This window comes from Nocardia sp. CA-135398, assembly GCF_050955845.1.
In the GTDB taxonomy this organism is placed as follows: Bacteria; Actinomycetota; Actinomycetes; order Mycobacteriales; family Mycobacteriaceae; genus Nocardia.
This window is the reverse complement of record NZ_CP192084.1, coordinates 5,436,656-5,451,928: the sequence shown is the minus strand read 5'-3', so window position 1 is coordinate 5,451,928 and position 15,273 is coordinate 5,436,656. Positions and strand designations below refer to the sequence as shown.

At 65.9% G+C, this 15,273-nt stretch carries 15 protein-coding genes; 7 read left to right on the top strand and 8 right to left on the bottom strand.

The window, feature by feature from the left end:
- Positions 1 to 93: 93 nt before the first annotated feature.
- Positions 94 to 702: a QsdR family transcriptional regulator gene (locus ACQP1T_RS23685; protein WP_433755227.1), complete on the top strand. Its 609-nt coding sequence runs from the start codon at positions 94 to 96 to the stop codon at positions 700 to 702.
- An 80-nt stretch (positions 703 to 782) separates the two neighbouring features.
- Here the strand turns inward: ACQP1T_RS23685 and ACQP1T_RS23680 are convergent, their stop codons facing one another.
- Positions 783 to 1,157, bottom strand: a complete 375-nt coding sequence (locus ACQP1T_RS23680; protein ID WP_433755226.1) for a cupin domain-containing protein — start codon at positions 1,155 to 1,157, stop codon at positions 783 to 785.
- An 82-nt stretch (positions 1,158 to 1,239) separates the two neighbouring features.
- On the opposite strand from ACQP1T_RS23680, the gene ACQP1T_RS23675 reads away from it, so the two are divergent.
- Positions 1,240 to 1,686, top strand: a complete 447-nt coding sequence (locus ACQP1T_RS23675) for a MarR family winged helix-turn-helix transcriptional regulator (protein ID WP_433755225.1) — start codon at positions 1,240 to 1,242, stop codon at positions 1,684 to 1,686.
- A gap of 61 nt (positions 1,687 to 1,747) precedes the next feature.
- Here ACQP1T_RS23675 and ACQP1T_RS23670 read toward each other — a convergent pair whose 3' ends face one another.
- Together ACQP1T_RS23670 and ACQP1T_RS23665 are read right to left on the bottom strand one after the other, a co-directional pair.
- Complete coding sequence (locus ACQP1T_RS23670) at positions 1,748 to 2,740, bottom strand: 1-aminocyclopropane-1-carboxylate deaminase/D-cysteine desulfhydrase (protein WP_433755224.1); 993 nt, start codon at positions 2,738 to 2,740, stop codon at positions 1,748 to 1,750.
- 402 nt (positions 2,741 to 3,142) lie between these two features.
- Complete coding sequence (locus ACQP1T_RS23665; protein WP_433755223.1) at positions 3,143 to 4,315, bottom strand: helix-turn-helix domain-containing protein; 1,173 nt, start codon at positions 4,313 to 4,315, stop codon at positions 3,143 to 3,145.
- Between the two features lie 248 nt (positions 4,316 to 4,563).
- On the opposite strand from ACQP1T_RS23665, the gene ACQP1T_RS23660 reads away from it, so the two are divergent.
- From ACQP1T_RS23660 to ACQP1T_RS23650, 3 genes are all read left to right on the top strand, one after another.
- Positions 4,564 to 4,890, top strand: coding sequence for a hypothetical protein (locus ACQP1T_RS23660; RefSeq protein ID WP_433755222.1), 327 nt, complete (start codon positions 4,564 to 4,566; stop codon positions 4,888 to 4,890).
- On the top strand, positions 4,887 to 5,192 hold the full coding sequence (locus ACQP1T_RS23655) for a hypothetical protein (protein WP_433755221.1): 306 nt from the start codon (positions 4,887 to 4,889) through the stop codon (positions 5,190 to 5,192). The genes ACQP1T_RS23660 and ACQP1T_RS23655 overlap by 4 nt, the downstream gene beginning before the upstream one ends.
- Positions 5,193 to 5,294: 102 nt before the next feature.
- On the top strand, positions 5,295 to 5,507 hold the full coding sequence (locus ACQP1T_RS23650) for a hypothetical protein (protein WP_433755220.1): 213 nt from the start codon (positions 5,295 to 5,297) through the stop codon (positions 5,505 to 5,507).
- Positions 5,508 to 5,691: 184 nt separating this feature from the next.
- Here ACQP1T_RS23650 and ACQP1T_RS23645 read toward each other — a convergent pair whose 3' ends face one another.
- Together ACQP1T_RS23645 and ACQP1T_RS23640 are read right to left on the bottom strand one after the other, a co-directional pair.
- Positions 5,692 to 5,898, bottom strand: coding sequence for a hypothetical protein (locus tag ACQP1T_RS23645; RefSeq protein WP_433755219.1), 207 nt, complete (start codon positions 5,896 to 5,898; stop codon positions 5,692 to 5,694).
- A gap of 600 nt (positions 5,899 to 6,498) precedes the next feature.
- Entirely contained in the window at positions 6,499 to 9,315 is a 2,817-nt protein-coding gene (locus tag ACQP1T_RS23640) for a helix-turn-helix transcriptional regulator (RefSeq protein WP_433755218.1), read from the bottom strand.
- 112 nt (positions 9,316 to 9,427) lie between these two features.
- Between ACQP1T_RS23640 and ACQP1T_RS23635 the strand changes: the two genes are divergently transcribed.
- Both ACQP1T_RS23635 and ACQP1T_RS23630 read left to right on the top strand, forming a co-directional pair.
- On the top strand, positions 9,428 to 10,585 hold the full coding sequence (locus ACQP1T_RS23635; RefSeq protein WP_433755217.1) for an epoxide hydrolase family protein: 1,158 nt from the start codon (positions 9,428 to 9,430) through the stop codon (positions 10,583 to 10,585).
- Positions 10,586 to 10,643: 58 nt separating this feature from the next.
- Positions 10,644 to 11,573, top strand: coding sequence for a MerR family transcriptional regulator (locus ACQP1T_RS23630; RefSeq protein WP_433755216.1), 930 nt, complete (start codon positions 10,644 to 10,646; stop codon positions 11,571 to 11,573).
- Here ACQP1T_RS23630 and cysC read toward each other — a convergent pair.
- From cysC to ACQP1T_RS23615, 3 genes are read right to left on the bottom strand one after another with little or no spacing between them, the layout of a single operon-like run.
- A complete protein-coding gene (cysC, locus tag ACQP1T_RS23625; RefSeq protein ID WP_433755215.1) occupies positions 11,570 to 13,408 on the bottom strand; it encodes an adenylyl-sulfate kinase in 1,839 nt (612 codons plus the stop codon). The two genes, ACQP1T_RS23630 and cysC, sit on opposite strands and share 4 nt — an antisense overlap.
- Positions 13,408 to 14,340 (bottom strand): sulfate adenylyltransferase subunit CysD, encoded by a 933-nt coding sequence (gene cysD, locus ACQP1T_RS23620; RefSeq protein WP_433755214.1) that lies wholly within the window; start codon positions 14,338 to 14,340, stop codon positions 13,408 to 13,410. The genes cysC and cysD overlap by 1 nt, the downstream gene beginning before the upstream one ends.
- A gap of 25 nt (positions 14,341 to 14,365) precedes the next feature.
- Positions 14,366 to 15,259 (bottom strand): helix-turn-helix domain-containing protein, encoded by an 894-nt coding sequence (locus tag ACQP1T_RS23615; protein WP_433755213.1) that lies wholly within the window; start codon positions 15,257 to 15,259, stop codon positions 14,366 to 14,368.
- Positions 15,260 to 15,273: the final 14 nt, after the last annotated feature.

Genomic DNA, 15,273 nt, shown 5'->3' with positions numbered 1-15,273 from the left:
GTGGCGGAGCACTGGCCCAGACGGGCGCGGTACTCGCTCGGGTCGATTTGGTACGTTACTACCCATGTGTCGCGAATCGATCCCAGGGCTGGGATGACCACAACCACCGGTGCCGCCCGACCTGTGGGCCGTCCCGCCGCCGCCTCCCAGGACCAGGTGCTCGCCGCGGCCAGCGCCCAGTTCCTGGCCTGCGAGCGGGTCGATGTGCAGGCGATCGCGGCGGAACTGGGATTGTCGCGGGCGACCATCTACCGCTGGTTCGGTTCGCGCGACGGTCTGCTCGGCGCGGTCATGGTGTCGGAATTCGAGCGGATGGTGGTGGCGGCGCAGACGCGCGCCGACGGCACGGGCGCGCCGCGGGTGCTAGCCCTGCTGGACCGGGTGGCGCAGTGGATGACGCGAAGCGAGGCGTACCGGTATTTCATCGCGACCGAACAGGCCACCGCGGGGCGCATCATCACCACCAGCGACGGGCCGGTACAGCCGAAGGTGGTCGGGGTGGTCGCCGAAATTCTCGATATCGCCATCGCGGAGGGCTACCAGAACCGGGTCGACACCCACACCTTCGCCTATGCGCTGGTCCGACTCATCGAGGCCTTCCTGTACCAGGATGCGGTGACCGGCATTCGCGGCGATGTGGAGCGGTTGCGCGCGGTGCTGGCGGTCATTCTGGGACTGGACCCGGATCAGGGCAGTTCCTAGCCGTTCACTGCGCCCGCGGGTCGCGGCCGTCGCGGGAGTGTGTCGCACGTAGTCGAATGGTTGTCGTCCACGACGAATGGTCAGCGGGCCCAGGGCGCGACGATGGGGGGTTGGCCGGGGATGAGTCCCTGCCCGCCGACGGGCAATACGACAATTGCCTCGAAGGTTTCATCGCTGGGGGTGGACATCGCGAACTGTTGGTATGCGGGCACGATGAGTGCGTCTCCGGCCGTGACGGTGAACGTTTCGTCGCCCATGGTGACGGTCATCGTTCCGGACAGCGCGATAAAGATCTCCTCGCGGTCCAGGGCGTGTGCGGGGGCGTCGGTGCCGGGCTTCAGGGTCAGTCGCCAGGCGCTGTTCTCGGTGGAGCCGCGGCTGGGTGCGGCGAGGCCGATGAAGGTCGCGTGGTCGTTCTCGAAGCGTGGCGCGCTGTCGGCGGTGATGTGTGGCATATCGTGGTTCCCAATCTTCAACCGAGGTGTTCAACTAAGGTGTACAACTACAGTTGAACATATTGCTGCAAGGAGAGTCAAGATGGATTTCGGGATCCTGCTCGGGAGGGCATATCAGCAGTTGGTCGGAGAGTTACACGCCCACCTGGCTGCGCGCGGATACCGTGGACTCGGTGCCTCCTACGGCTACGTCCTGCGTTCGCTGGCCGAAAACGCCCGCACTGCAAGTCAACTGGCTGAAGGGCTCGGTATCAGCGCGCAGGGCGCGGCCAAGGTCGTCGACGAAATGGTGCGGCACGGGTATGTGGAGCGGCGCCCAGATCCGGCCGACAAGCGGGCCAAGCTGCTGCACCTGTCCGACCGGGGGCGCGACCTACTGGCCACGGTGCGCGAATTCCACGCCGCCTACGAGCGCGGGCTGATCGCCAGGGTAGGCGGGGACCAGGTCGCCACAGTGCGTGCGGTGCTGTGCGAGGTGGTCGGCACGGCACCGGTTTCCGGCGAAGAGCGGAGCTTTCGGCCGCTATGAGAGTCATCGACACAGCGTGGTTGCGCCCGGTGCTGGCGGTCATTTCGGGACTGGACCCGGATCAGCGCGGCCCGTAGGTATTGAGGAACAGAACGGGTCCGTCGCCGAAGTCGCCGCGGGTATCCATCTCCAGGAGTCCGGCCAAAGCCTTTGCGGTGTAGACGGTTTCCAATTCCAGCCCGTTGGTCGCGGCGAGCTTCTGCGCGGCAATGGCGGCCGGGGTTTCATGGCCATAGCCGGGACCGAGCCAGTCGCGCACCATCGTCACGTCGTCCGGGCGCAGCTCGGGCGTGTTGAATTCCGCGCCGCGTGCGCGCAGCACCGTCGCGGCGCGGTTCGCCAGCTCGATAATGTGTCGCGCGTCGAGGGGGAGCGAGTCGTTGACGACGACACCGACGACTCGGGTGCGTAGTCCGGCAAGCCGTAGGCCGAGGACCAAACCCGCTGCGGTGCCGCCGGATCCGACGGCGGTCACCAGATGTGTCGGTTGCGGCAGTTCGCCCGCGGCGATCTGCGCCGCCAGTTCCAATGCGACCTCGACATAGCCGAGCGCGCCGATCGGCGACGATCCGCCGACGGGCAGCAGATACGGTGGGGTGCGCCCGTGCATATGCCGCAGCAGCAGCCACGGTGCGGCCAAGACGGTGCGCAGCTTGCTGTGCGTGAAATGCAAAGTGGCGCCGGAGTTTTCCAGTCGCCGCAGCTGCTCGCGGACGTGGTCGTCCACCGGTTGGTCGACCAGCGCCAGCGCGGTATCGATGCCGAACTCCCGAGCGTAGAGCGCCGTGGCCAGACCCCAGTTGGTTCCGATGCCACCGAAGGTGAGAATGGTGCGGGCGCCCCGCCGTCGGGCCTCGGGCAACAGCCACTCCAGCTTGCGGATCTTATTGCCACCCCAACCGCCGGAGCCGTACCCGCTTTCATCCTTGCACCACACCGTGCTGCTGGTGCCGAGCTCCAGCGGGCGGACCGGCGTCGGCGCGACACCGAGCCGGGCGAACGACAGCGTGCTGGCCAGTTCGGGGAAGCGCTGGTGGAGTAGGGGTTCGGTCATAGTCCGACCATTATCGGATCCAGCTCCCTTCGGTGAGCAGTTGGTCGAGGCGGGCCGCGCAGACCTGGGACGGATCGGCCATGCCGAGGGGGCTGGACATGCACAGCAGCGGAACGGAGCAAAACTGCGTAGGGGCTTCGTTGAAGCGCAGGTTGCGCCCGGTGCTGGCGGTCATTCTGGGATTGGATCCGGATCAGCGCGGCCCGTAGCCGATCACCTCCCCAGCTCCGCCCGCAGTTCGCGGCTGTCGCAGAAGCGCGTCGAACGTAGTCGAATGGCGGTCGTCCATGCCGAATTCGACCGCCATATCAATACGCTCGGCGAGCGGCCGGAGGCCGATAGCGCAGCAAGCAATCTGGAGACGGCACTAGCGGGCGACGCTGACACGCGAAGTCCAGATCCTCAAACGGAGACGCCCAGCCAGCGCGCGAACTCTGCCGTGCTTCCTGTGCTGCGACGCTCCGCGGCGGCGATTGCACCGAGTGTCTCTCGCACGCTCGGATGCAGCTTCGTCTGCTGGGGTGCCACGCTACGCGCGACGTTGAGTGCTTTGATCGCCTTATCCGGCTGTCCTGTCATCACCCAGGCGCGGGCGATGTCCTGCCACAAATGGCCCGCGCGGGTCTTCGCGATCGACGGCGGAAGGATAAGGGCAGAACCGTCACGTGCCGCCCGTCCTGGGTCGCCCGCTTCGAGTTCGACACCGACCGAATGTATCTCGGTATTCGCCGGGCCGAACAGCGTCTCGTACGCGCGAGTCTCGAACCCCAACCGCGAACCGATCAGCCGCGCCTCGGCGATATGGTCACGCGCCGTGTCCAGCCGCAGCCCGCGGGCGGCGGCAACGGCACCCGCCAGGTGTGCCGCCCCCATAACCGAGAGGGCATCGTCACTGTCGCCCTGCGCCTCTACCAGCGCTTTGTCGACGAGCATCAACGCCAGGTCGGTGCTGTCTTGATAGACAAGCAACCGGGTACGCATCACTTTGCCGACAGCGACGGCGAGGCGGTCGCCTGAATGTGCCGCAGCCCAGTCATAGCGGTCGATCGCGGGAATAGTCAACGACATGAACCCGAAGCGGCGACACATCCGGTCAGCCGCATTGAAGGCGTTGCACAGCAGGTCGTAAACCTCGGGGCTTGGGTTGTCACGTAAAGCGCCATACGCCTGTCGGATCAACGCTGGCAGATTCGCCAGTGCGCGACGGCTCTTGCCCTTGCGGTCGTCGTCGTTGATCGCCTTCATCGCTGCCTGCAACTCAGCGAGCGGCGGAGGCTCCACAGCGCGCACATATTCGCCTTCGCAGAGGATCGCGCGCAGTTCGGCGATGCCCTCGAGTGGGCCCTCTTCTTCGAGGGCGTCCCGGAATGGCGTGCCTCGCAGGACCTCCTGGTCGATGTTGCACACGCGAGCGACGGCAGCGATGAATCCTGGCGTCGGGATCTTCAGGTCCTGCTCGACCTTGCGCACCATGGAGGGGCTGTAGTCAATAGCCCGAGCTAGCTGCAGCTGTGTCATTCCGGCAACGCGCCGTTCCCGGGCGATTCGCTTGCCTATGCCGAGACCCATTGCCATGGCTCAGTTCCTTGAAGTTGAAGGTTGCCCCCATGCCTCCATCAGGGTAGCGACATCGCGGTGTCAACACCATTGACACTTCAGTGTCATGCGGTGGCACTTCGGTGATACTTCGATGGCGTCGAGGGGTGCGACTGTTCCAGTCAGCGCGCGACATCGGGTCGACGCTGCGGTCCCGAAACCGCAGCGATTCGAGATCCGCGATGCGTGCGCACTCAACCACGCAATGCACCCAAGGGGACCACGCAATGCCCGCTGACCTCGTCACAGCCATGGTTGTCGCCGCCGCAGTGATGTTCTTCCTGTGGCTAATCTTCTACGGCCTGCCCTACCTGCTCGGTTCCGGTGCCGTCCCGGACGACGCGATCCCGGCAACAGACATCCTCGAGCGCGTCACCAGTGAAACCTCGCGTATCCACCCGGCACCGCAGGGCGGGTACACCGTCGAAGAAGCTGGCTACGTCCTGCAAGAACACCTCGAGTGCAGCCGCGAGATCTGCGACGCCAAGAACACCGCCTACTGGATCCGCGCTGAGGCGGGGAAGCTCCAGCCCACACGGGAAGCCGTCCGGTGAGCGGCCTGATCGAATTCAGCGACGGCACATTCGGTCTCGTCGGTGACGATGGATGGGTCGAAGAATTCGACGCCATCGAGATGCCCGCTCCGGAGTTGGAAACCACTCCCGCGTCAGATGGGGCGTTCATCGATGTCGACTCCGCGTCTGTCATCGATACCGAACTGCCGCAACGGATCCCGTTCATGGGGCCGCCAGCTCCGGTGGATCTGCCGGTCGAACTTGTCGAGCGCATCGCAGACGCGGTCCGCGAGTGGGCCGATCCGCCGCCTGCTACGCGGGGCGCTGGCGAATGGCTGTGAGCATCCTCGGCCGCCTTCAGGGGTCACCCTTCGCGTTCAGTGACTACTCGACGGTGCGCGAGGTACCGTCCAGTCCTGCCCTAGCAGATGAGAGAGGCGAACATGTCCGACAGCCAGGTCAATGGCCTCGATATGGATAAGTCGCGCGACCTGTGTGACCGGATACAGGCGGTTGTGGAGGATCTTCACGCGATCACGGGTACGCCGAAGCATCCAGCGATTGCCCTGCTGATGAAGGCCGCAGATGAGATCACCGCAACGGCGATGGCTAATTCGCCACGCCGTTATGCAGACTACGAGCCGAAGTCTGCGTGATCACCCTCCGAGAGCAAGGGGGGAGCCGGTCACACCGACTGGCAACCATCCGCGCAGTCCTGAAATGAATGACGCGCGTTGCTGTTTGAGCGTGTCTGGTGTCAGGCGATGCGCACGTAGGTTCCGGTGCCGGTGGTGACCGATGGCTGCCCTGAATAGCCGGAGAGCTGGTCGGGTGAACGTCTCAGGGTTGTTCTCCGTCCGGGTACCAGACGCGGCCTGCCTCTAACAGCGCTGACGCTGCGGCGTATTCACGATCGTCGCCGTGCAGCAGCGGCAGAACGTCCGCGGCCCGGAAAATCGGTGGTTTCAGGTGGGGCCAGTTGCGCGCGAAGGCTTCGACGACGCGGACGATGGTGTGCCCGTCGTTGGGCGGTGGCGCGACGCTCACTGCGACTCCTTACCTGGTCGTAGTAGTCCGGGTCCGCGGGGCATCCACGGGAGAATCGGCGAGGCTGAAGTTTCGAGGGTCAGTCGCGCTCTTCTCGGGATCCACGCGAGGACACGACGTCGACGATTTCGGCGCGGCCTTTGCCGGGGTCCTATGCGGCGCGGGCGAGCCCGAATCCGAATTCGCTCCATCGGAGCCAGAGGCTAGCGCCAATCGGTGACATGTTGCGGCGACCGTCACCGGTGGTTGCTTTGCCTGCGTGCGCTTCTGTGAGGAGTGCGAAGCCGTAGCGTTCGCGGAGTCCGTCGAGTACCCAGACGACGTCTCGGGCGGGTTGTTCTTCGTTCGGGTTCATTCGGTGGAGCTTCTAGTAGGCGGCCGAGGACGAGGAGGTCGGGATCGATGGCGCGTTCCAGCCAGGCCCTGTCGTCCCCGGTGCGTAGGTCGATGCCGGTGGGCCGTACTTCGATGGACATGGCGGCGTTCCAGTCGGCTGCGGTGAGTCCGTGATTGGCCCTGCGGTCGTTGACCATTCGCGTGACCCAGTGGTAGCGGCGGTTGAAGCAGTTCGCGTCATGCTGCGAGTCCCGAACAGCCGCGTCAGTCGGACTCGATGAGGCCATGTTTACGGGCAACGGCGGCGGCTTCGGTTCGCGTCGCGGCACCGAGTTTGGTTAGGATGCGCGATACGTGCACGCCTGCGGTATTGCCGCTGATGAACAGCTCGGCCGCGATCCGGCGATTGCTCAAACCCTGTGCGACCAAACGCAATACGTCGGTCTCGCGTGGCGTCAGCCCGAAGGTGCGCGGCGGTTCGTTCGCCGGTTCCGGCCGAGTTATCTCGAGTGCGACCCTGGCACGCTCGGCCAGCTGTTCGACAGCGTGGGCCAATGGTGTCGCACCCAATTCCGCCGCGAGTTGGACGGCTTCGCGCAGGGGCTCGCGGGCGGCGCCGCGATTGCCGACCGCTAGTTCGGCTTCGGCCGCGCTGAGCAGGCTTCGGGCCAGGTCGTAGCGTTGATCGATGGCGCGCCACGCGGATACCGCCCTGTGCCAGGCGGCCGGATCGCTGTCCCTGGTCGCGGTGCAGACGGCACGGTAGGCCGTGTCGACGGCGGTGGTCACTGGTAACCGGTCCGCGGTGGACGTGAGATCCGCGATCCGGGCACCGGTCGCGACCAACGGCCACACCTCATGGTGGTGCGTGATGAGATCGTCGGCCGCCAGTGTCTCGGCGACGAGTTCGCGCGCACATCCGGTTTGTCCGTCAGCGATCGCGATATCGGTTCGCACCGTATGCAATTGGAACTGGTACTGGCGCGCCCACGGTCCGTCGCTCAGGAGTTCCGCGGCGGCATCGGCACTGCTCGTTGCCGCAGCCGAAGAGCCCTGGGCCAGTGCGATTCTCGCGTGACAAAGCAGCAGCGCGGCCTTGCTCAACGGAGGCAGCTGCCCGGTGAGCGATTCATCGATGAGGCTGAGCGCCTCCGGCCAGCGTCCGAGCGCGGCCAACGCCTGTGCCCATTTCACCAATAGGATGGGCCCGGCATCGGCGAAACGGAAGGTTTCGTGGGCGGCCCGCAATCCCTGCTGGATGGCCTCGATGGCCGCAGCGTATTCGCCCGCCGCGACCAGTGCCGCCGACTCCCACAGCACCACGGTCAATAACGTCTGCGGATCGTTCGCCGCAGCATGCGCCTGTTCGAAATACCGTACGGCGGAACCATTTCCGGCGACCGCCGCCAAACCCTGGTAGGCGTAGCCGTGCGCGGCGAGCGCTGGGGTGCCGGTCTGCTCGGCAATCTCCACGGCGGCACGGGCGTCGCGCGCGGCCCCGTCGGCGTCACCGTTGAAGACACGGGAGGCGGCGAGTGTTGCGAGCACCTCGCCGCGCAGCACGTTCGGCGGCTGTGCGGGCAATAACTCCAATGCCCTGGTCAAGTCATCGACGGATCCGCCGCTGCTCTGATTCCGCAGACCCGCGCGGTAGTAGTACAGGCGCGCCGTCCGCTCGGGTGCCTCCGAGACATCCAGCAGGTCCAGCGCCGCACCGGCGGCCGCCACACCGCGTTCGACGATGCCACCGTGAAAGCAGGCCTCGACAATGCGTTCCAGCACCGTGAGGCGATCGGCCCCGATCAGCGTCGCCGCGTCGGGCACTCGATCCCACAGCTCCAGCACGCGGTCCAGTTGGCGCACGCGCTCACCTTGTGCCCCTTCATATTCCGTGGCGGCACCCCAGGAAGCCACGAGTGCGAGTGGCATATCGCCCGCGGCATACGCGTGGTGGGCCAGCTCGCTCATCCGCTGGTTACCGGCCCGCATTGCATCTTCGGCAAGTAGCACCTGAGAGAGCTTGGTGTGCAAGCGCTTTCGCTCGACCGGCAGCATATCGTCGTAGACGGCATCGCGGATCAGGCTGTGCCGGAACTCGTAGCCGGTCTCGGTGACGAGCAGTAACCCCTGATCGGTCAGCTGGCGCAGTGCCAGGTGCAGCGCATCGTCGGTCAGGTCTGTCGCGGATTCCAGTAGCCCGGCTCGTACCGGCGAACCCGCGGCCGCGGCGAGCCGCAAGAGCGCCTTGGCATCGTCGGGCAGCCCGGTTTGGTACCCGAGCAGCAGATCGGATAGATCCGCGGGCACGCGGTCGGGGTCATCCTGCAGTGCTCGTCCGAGCGCCTCGACGAAGAGCGGAATTCCCTTGCTGCGCTGAAAGACTCGGGTGGCGACCCCGGGCTCGGGTTCGCGATTGAGTACCGCGGCGAGTTGACGGCCGACCTCGTGTTTGGTGAGCGGCTCCGGATTCAGCACGCGCACACCGGGGTCGCGGCGCAGCCCGGTGACGAGTCGACGCAACGGTTCCGAATCGGTGGGCCGGTAGGTGCCGATCAGCAGCAGATCGCACTGGGTGAGATTTGCGATGAGGAAGGCCAATAGTTCGCGGCTCGAATCATCGGCCCAGTGCAGGTCCTCCAGGACGAGCACCACCGGCCGGGAACTCGCCGATTGCTCGAACACCGTGAGGATCTCGCCGAACAACCGGATCCGATCCGATTCGGGCTCGGCCGCACCGGTGCGCATTGCCAGCTCGGGCAGCCAGCGCGAGAGCGCGGGACGAGCCACCGGAAGTAGCGCGGACAGCTCGTCTAGTCCGACCCGCCGCACCAGAGTGCGCATGATCGTGACGAACGGCGCGAACGGCACCTCGCTCGCGCCGAACTCCGGACACCGCCCGATCAGCACGAGCACATCCGAGCCGAGCCGCGAGGTGAATTCGCTGACCAACCGCGACTTACCGAGACCGGGCTCACCGGCGATCAGCACCGTATGCACCGACTCGTCCCGGTACGCACGCTGGAGTGCGGAGACCTCTGCCGCTCGCCCGACAAAGGCACCGCGGTCGGGAACGCTCGACACCACGCGATCATGCCCGGATCACCGGCCCGGTGCCAACGTAAAGAGCCGCGGACCGGAAGATAACGAATTCTCGTGATTCGTCGGCAGCCCCGTTACCAGCAGAGTCGATCCCATGACGAACAACGACATCCACCCCTTCCGCATCGAGATCCCCCAGGCCGCTGTCGACGATCTGCGCGAGCGACTGACCCGCACCCGCTGGATCGACGACCTGCCAGGCACCGGCTGGGAACGCGGCGTGCCCACCGCCTACCTGCGCGAGCTCGCCGGTTACTGGGCCGAGAAATTCGACTGGCGTGCGATCGAGGCCGAGCTCAATGCATACCCGCAGTTCAGCACCATAATCGACGGGCAGGACGTGCACTTCCTGCACGTGCGGTCCGCCGAAGCCGATGCCACCCCGCTGCTGTTGCTGCACGGCTGGCCCAGCTCGGTGCTCGACTTCCTGGACCTGATCGGACCGCTCACCGATCCGAAGTCACACGGTCACGCCGACATGCCCGCCTTTCACCTGGTCATTCCGTCGCTGCCGGGCCACGGCTTCTCCGGACCGATCACTGCGGCGGGCTGGCACGACGGCCGGGTCGCGGCGGCGCTGGCGCAGCTGATGGCTCGCCTCGGCTACGACCGGTACGGGGTGCACGGTGGCGATCACGGTGCGTTCCTTGCACCGCGGCTGGCCCGCGTCGATAGCGCGCATGTGCTCGGCGTGCACGTCAATGCGCTGGTCACCTTCCCGACCGGCGATCCGGCCGATATGGCCGCGCTCACCGAGGCCGAGCAACAGCGGCTGGCACGCATGCAGAACTTCCAGAAGGACGGCTCGGCCTATATGAACCTCAACGGTTCGCGCCCGAACACCATCGCCCAATTGCTGGCCGATTCCCCGGCCGGGCAGCTCGGCTGGATCGTCGAGAAGTACAAGGAGTGGATGGACCAGTCGCACGAGCTGCCGGAACAAGGCATCGACCGGGATCGCATGCTGGCGAATGTGAGCATCTACTGGTTCACCGATACCGCCCGCAGCGTGGCCAACTTCTACTACGAGCGCTTCCACGATGCCGCCATGTTCGCACCCGCGCCGCAGGGCACCGTGCCGACCGGTGTCGCGGTCTTCAAGGACGGCGACTACGCGATCCGCCGCTTCGCGGAGAAGGCGCACAACATCACCCACTGGTCGGAGTTCTACTCCGGCGGCCATTTTCCGGCGCTCGAGGTCCCCGACCTGCTCATCGGCGATATCCGCGAGTTCTTCCGCACCATCGGCTGACCCGTAGCATCACGCCGGGATTTGCGTCTCCACCAAGTGGAGACAGGAGGGTAGGGGTATGGACGGCGACACGCTCTATCCGATCGGCACCATGGCCGAACGGACCGGCCTCTCGGTCAAGACCATCCGGTTCTACGCCGATACCGGTGTCGTGCCGCCGACCACCCACAGCCCCGCCGGTTACCGGCTCTACGACGACGATGCGCTCGCCCGCCTGCAACTGGTGCGGACCCTGCGCGAACTCGGCATCGACCTGCCCGCCATCCGACAGGTGCTCGACCGCAAGCTGACGGTGCCCGAGGTCGCGGCCGCACATGCCGACGCGCTGGAATTCCAGATCAGTTCACTTCGGGTGCGGCGCACGGTGTTACGAGCGATAGCCGAGCGGGGCTCGACCCCCGAGGAGATGGAACTCATGCACAAGCTCGTCGAACTCTCCGACGCCGAAAAGCGCCGCCTCATTACCGAATTCGTCGAAGACACCTTCGGCGGTACAGATGCCAACCCGGAATTCGTCGACCTCATCCGCTCGGCGATGCCGGAACTGCCCGAGGATCCGGAACCTGCCCAGGTTCGGGCCTGGGTGGAACTGGCCGAACTCACCCGGGATCCGGATTTCCGCGCATCGGTGCGCCGCATGGCCGAATACCAGGCCGCGCAGCGTGCCGAAGGCGATACCACCGGCCTGCACCATGAGCTGACCGAACTCGTGCGCGAACGAGTCGGCCGGGCGCTCGCGGCCGGAACAGCGCCGTCGTCGGCTGCGGCCCGACCGATTGTCGACGAGCTGAGCGCCGCATACGCGACGACATTCGGCCGCTCCGATGACGCCGAGTTACGGAACTGGCTGCTGACCCGCCTCGATGTCGCGGGAGATCCACGCGCCGAACGCTATTGGCAACTTCTCTCGATCATCAACGGCTGGCCGGTCCCTCCGACCCTGGGACCGGTGTTCGAGTGGTTCGGTGCGGCATTGCGGGCGAGCTAGTCCAGATCCGCCAGCTCGGCAAGAATGGCCGCGGCCATGGCTGCCGGGTCGCCGTCCTCGGGGCGCAGCACGAGTTCGGCTCGGGTGGGCGCCTCGTAGGGATCGTCGATGCCGGTGAAACCGCGGATCTCACCGGCACGGGCCTTGGCGTACATGCCCTTGGGGTCGCGGGCTTCGCAGACCTCGAGTGGGGTATCCACGAAGACTTCGACGAAGGGGATGCCCGCGGCCTCGTGCACGGCACGGACCTTATTGCGATCGGCGGCGTAGGGACTGATCAGGGAAACCACCGCGACCACACCGGCTTCGGCGAACAGTCGGGCCACTTCGCCGACGCGACGGATATTTTCGACGCGGTCGGCGGCGCCGAAGCCGAGGTCGGCATTGAGGCCGTGGCGCAGGTTGTCACCGTCGAGCAGGAAGGCCGGGCGACCCGCCGCGACCAGGCGGCGCTCCAGTTCCACTGCGACAGAAGACTTTCCGGAGCCGGACAGCCCAGTCAGCCAGACGGTCATACCTGCGGTGGGGCGCTCGTCGCGGCCGACGGCAGTGGAGTGCCAGACGACACGGGAGGAGGGCAGGGTCGGTCCGGTGATCATGCCCGCGGCGACGGTGTTGTTGGTGGTGTCGTCGACGAGGATGAAGCTTCCGGTGGTGCGGTTGCGGCGGTACGGATCGAACAGCAGGGGCTGGCGGGTGCGCAGCTGGATGCGTCCGATCTCGTTGAGCGACAAAGAATTCGCGCTCTCGTCGCGATGCAGCGTATTGACGTCGAGCCGGTAGTCCAGGCTGCGCACCTCGGCGGTCACGGTGCGGGTGGTGTGCCGGACGGTGTAGGTGGCGCAGGGGGTGAGTTCGGAGTCCTCGCCGAACCAGCACACCATCGCGTCCACGTCGCGTCCGACATGTGGCCGGTTCGCGGGGCGGCAGATCAGATCGCCACGGGAGACATCGAGCTGGTCGGCGAGCTGGATGGTAACGGCCTGCGGCGGAAAGGCTTCCGCGATCGGCGTCCCGCCCGGACCCCAGATCGCCTCGACCGTGGTGGTGAAACCCGAAGGCAGCACCGCGACCTCGTCGCCCGGCTTGAAGACACCACCGGAGACGGTACCGGCGTAACCACGGAAATCCTCTGCATGCCTGCGGGTTACATATTGCACGGGGAATCGCGCGTCGATGAGATTGCGGTCGGAGGCGATGTGCACCTCCTCGAGGTGGTGCAGCAGTGGCGAGCCTTCGTACCAGGGCATGCTCGCACCGCGGTGCACGATATTGTCACCGTGCAGCGCCGACATAGGGATGAAGGTCAGATCGGCGACATCGAGTTTCATTGCGAAGCCGACGAATTCCTCCTTGATCTCCTCGAACCGGTCCTGCGACCATCCGGCCAGATCCATCTTGTTCACACACAGCACCAGGTGCGGGATGCCGAGCAGACTGGCCAGGAAGGCATGCCGCCGAGTCTGTTCCACGATGCCCTTGCGGGCGTCCACCAGGATCAGCGCGAGATCGGCGGTGGAGGCGCCGGTGACCATATTGCGGGTGTACTGAATGTGGCCGGGGGTGTCGGCGATGATGAATTTGCGCCGGGGTGTGGCGAAGTAGCGGTGTGCCACATCGATGGTGATGCCCTGTTCGCGTTCGGCGCGCAGGCCATCGGTGAGCAGCGCCAGATCCGGATAGTCGTCGCCGCGGGCCTTACTGGTCCGCTCCACCGCGGCGAGCTGATCGGTGAAGATCGTCTTGGAGTCGAACAGCAGACGGCCGATCAGCGTCGACTTACCGTCGTCGACGCTGCCCGCGGTGGCCAGGCGCAACAGGGTGGTGGTCGTCATCAGAAATACCCTTCGCGTTTGCGGTCTTCCATGCCTGCCTCCGAAATACGGTCGTCGGCGCGTGTGGCGCCGCGCTCGGTGATCCGGGTGGCGGCGACTTCGGCGACCACATCCGCCGGGGTCGCCGCAGTCGATTCGACACAACCGGTGCAGGTGGCATCACCGACCGTGCGGAATCGCACCGTGCTGTCATACGGCTGCTCGCCGTCGAGCAGGGTGAGAAATCGGGTGTGCGCCAATAACATTCCGTCGCGTTGCAGCACCTTTCGGCGATGTGCGTAGTACAGCGGCGGCAGCTCGATGCCCTCGGCGGCGATGTAATGCCAGATATCGAGTTCGGTCCAGTTGGACAGCGGGAATACCCGGATGTGTTCGCCCTTGCTGTGCCGACCGTTGTAGAGATTCCACAGTTCCGGTCGCTGATTGCGCGGATCCCACTGCCCGTATTCGTCACGGAAGCTGAATACCCGCTCCTTGGCGCGTGCCTTCTCCTCGTCCCGGCGCGCGCCGCCGAATACCGCGTCATATCCGCCCTCGCGGATCGAGCGCAGCAATGTGGCTGTCTGCAAACGGTTTCGGGAGGCGCGCGGTCCGGTCTCCTCCTTCACCCGCCCGGCGTCGATATCGTCCTGCACGCTGCCGACCACGAGTCGCAGACCGAGCCGCTCGACGGTGCGGTCGCGGTATTCGATGACCTCGTCGAAATTGTGTCCGGTATCGATGTGCAGCACCGGGAACGGCAGCGGCGCGGGCCAGAAGGCCTTCGCCGCCAGGTGCAGCATGACCACTGAATCCTTGCCGCCGGAGAACAGCAGCACCGGCCGTTCGAAGGTCGCGGCGACTTCCCGGAATATATGTGCCGACTCGGCCTCGAGCGCGTCCAGATGAGGCAACTCGTAGGTGCTCGCCGTCGACTTCGCGTACTGGCTCACGCCCCAAAACTAGAACACGTTTCGGTCATTGGTCAATGGTGGAATCCGGCTTGTGACCCCCGGATTCGGCGGTCACTCGATCCGCGGCGGCCACGAGTGCCGTTCCGCGACGGTCGATCTCGGCGCCGGTGATGGAAGCTCCGACGTACATCGTCAGCACCATGTTCTGTCTGCCGTCGCCGCCGTAGGTGGGTGCCGCGAGCAGGCTGACCGGATGTTCCTTGCGGGGCCGCAGATCGGTGCCGAGATAGACCCGCTCGCCGAGGCTGGTCACCAGTTCGCCGACGAGTTCGCGCACTTCATTGGGTAGATCGCTGGCCGCGACCCCGGCCAGCAGAGCGTACAGCCGTCGACCGGCCGCGGTCAGGCTTTCGACCAGGTAGCCGCGCTCGCGGCACTCCGCGACGATCCGGCGCAGCCGGGCCTCGTCCTGGCGCAGCGGCACCGTCGGCGGCTTGCGCAACCAGGCGTCGAAGGCCGCGTCGGTATCCCACAGCACGTACATCAGACCGACCGGCGGTGCGAAATGGTAGGCCGCACCCACCTTGACCAGGCCCGGACCGGTGCTCTCCAGCACCATGATCTGCTCGCCGACCACGGCCGAGGCGGTGCAGGTGGTGCGGTAGAGGGCGGTGAGTTTCTCCAGTTCGGCGCGCGCGATGCTGGCGATGGCGAAACTGTCCTGGGCGACCCGACCCGCGGCGATAAGCGCAGGTCCGAGGCCATAGGTGCGAGTGTTCGGGTCGCGCATGAGATAGCCGCCCGTGGTCAGTTCGGTGAGGATGCCGAGGCAGGTCGGCTTGGCAAGGTCGAGTTCGCGGGCCAGTTCGGAGAGTCCGAAGCGTTTGCCGCGCCGCTCGACGAAGAAATCCAGCACTTGGACCACCCGTGCGGTCGGGGCGGATCTGCGGGCAACCATGGACAACTCCTAGA

Coding starts and splice junctions, on each gene's coding strand:
- ACQP1T_RS23685 (WP_433755227.1), top strand. CDS start 94: ATGACCACAACCACCGGTGCCGCCCGACCTGTGGGCCGTCCCGCCGCC.
- ACQP1T_RS23680 (WP_433755226.1), bottom strand. CDS start 1,157: ATGCCACACATCACCGCCGACAGCGCGCCACGCTTCGAGAACGACCAC.
- ACQP1T_RS23675 (WP_433755225.1), top strand. CDS start 1,240: ATGGATTTCGGGATCCTGCTCGGGAGGGCATATCAGCAGTTGGTCGGA.
- ACQP1T_RS23670 (WP_433755224.1), bottom strand. CDS start 2,740: ATGACCGAACCCCTACTCCACCAGCGCTTCCCCGAACTGGCCAGCACG.
- ACQP1T_RS23665 (WP_433755223.1), bottom strand. CDS start 4,315: ATGGCAATGGGTCTCGGCATAGGCAAGCGAATCGCCCGGGAACGGCGC.
- ACQP1T_RS23660 (WP_433755222.1), top strand. CDS start 4,564: ATGCCCGCTGACCTCGTCACAGCCATGGTTGTCGCCGCCGCAGTGATG.
- ACQP1T_RS23650 (WP_433755220.1), top strand. CDS start 5,295: ATGTCCGACAGCCAGGTCAATGGCCTCGATATGGATAAGTCGCGCGAC.
- ACQP1T_RS23635 (WP_433755217.1), top strand. CDS start 9,428: ATGACGAACAACGACATCCACCCCTTCCGCATCGAGATCCCCCAGGCC.
- ACQP1T_RS23630 (WP_433755216.1), top strand. CDS start 10,644: ATGGACGGCGACACGCTCTATCCGATCGGCACCATGGCCGAACGGACC.
- cysC (WP_433755215.1), bottom strand. CDS start 13,408: ATGACGACCACCACCCTGTTGCGCCTGGCCACCGCGGGCAGCGTCGAC.
- ACQP1T_RS23615 (WP_433755213.1), bottom strand. CDS start 15,259: ATGGTTGCCCGCAGATCCGCCCCGACCGCACGGGTGGTCCAAGTGCTG.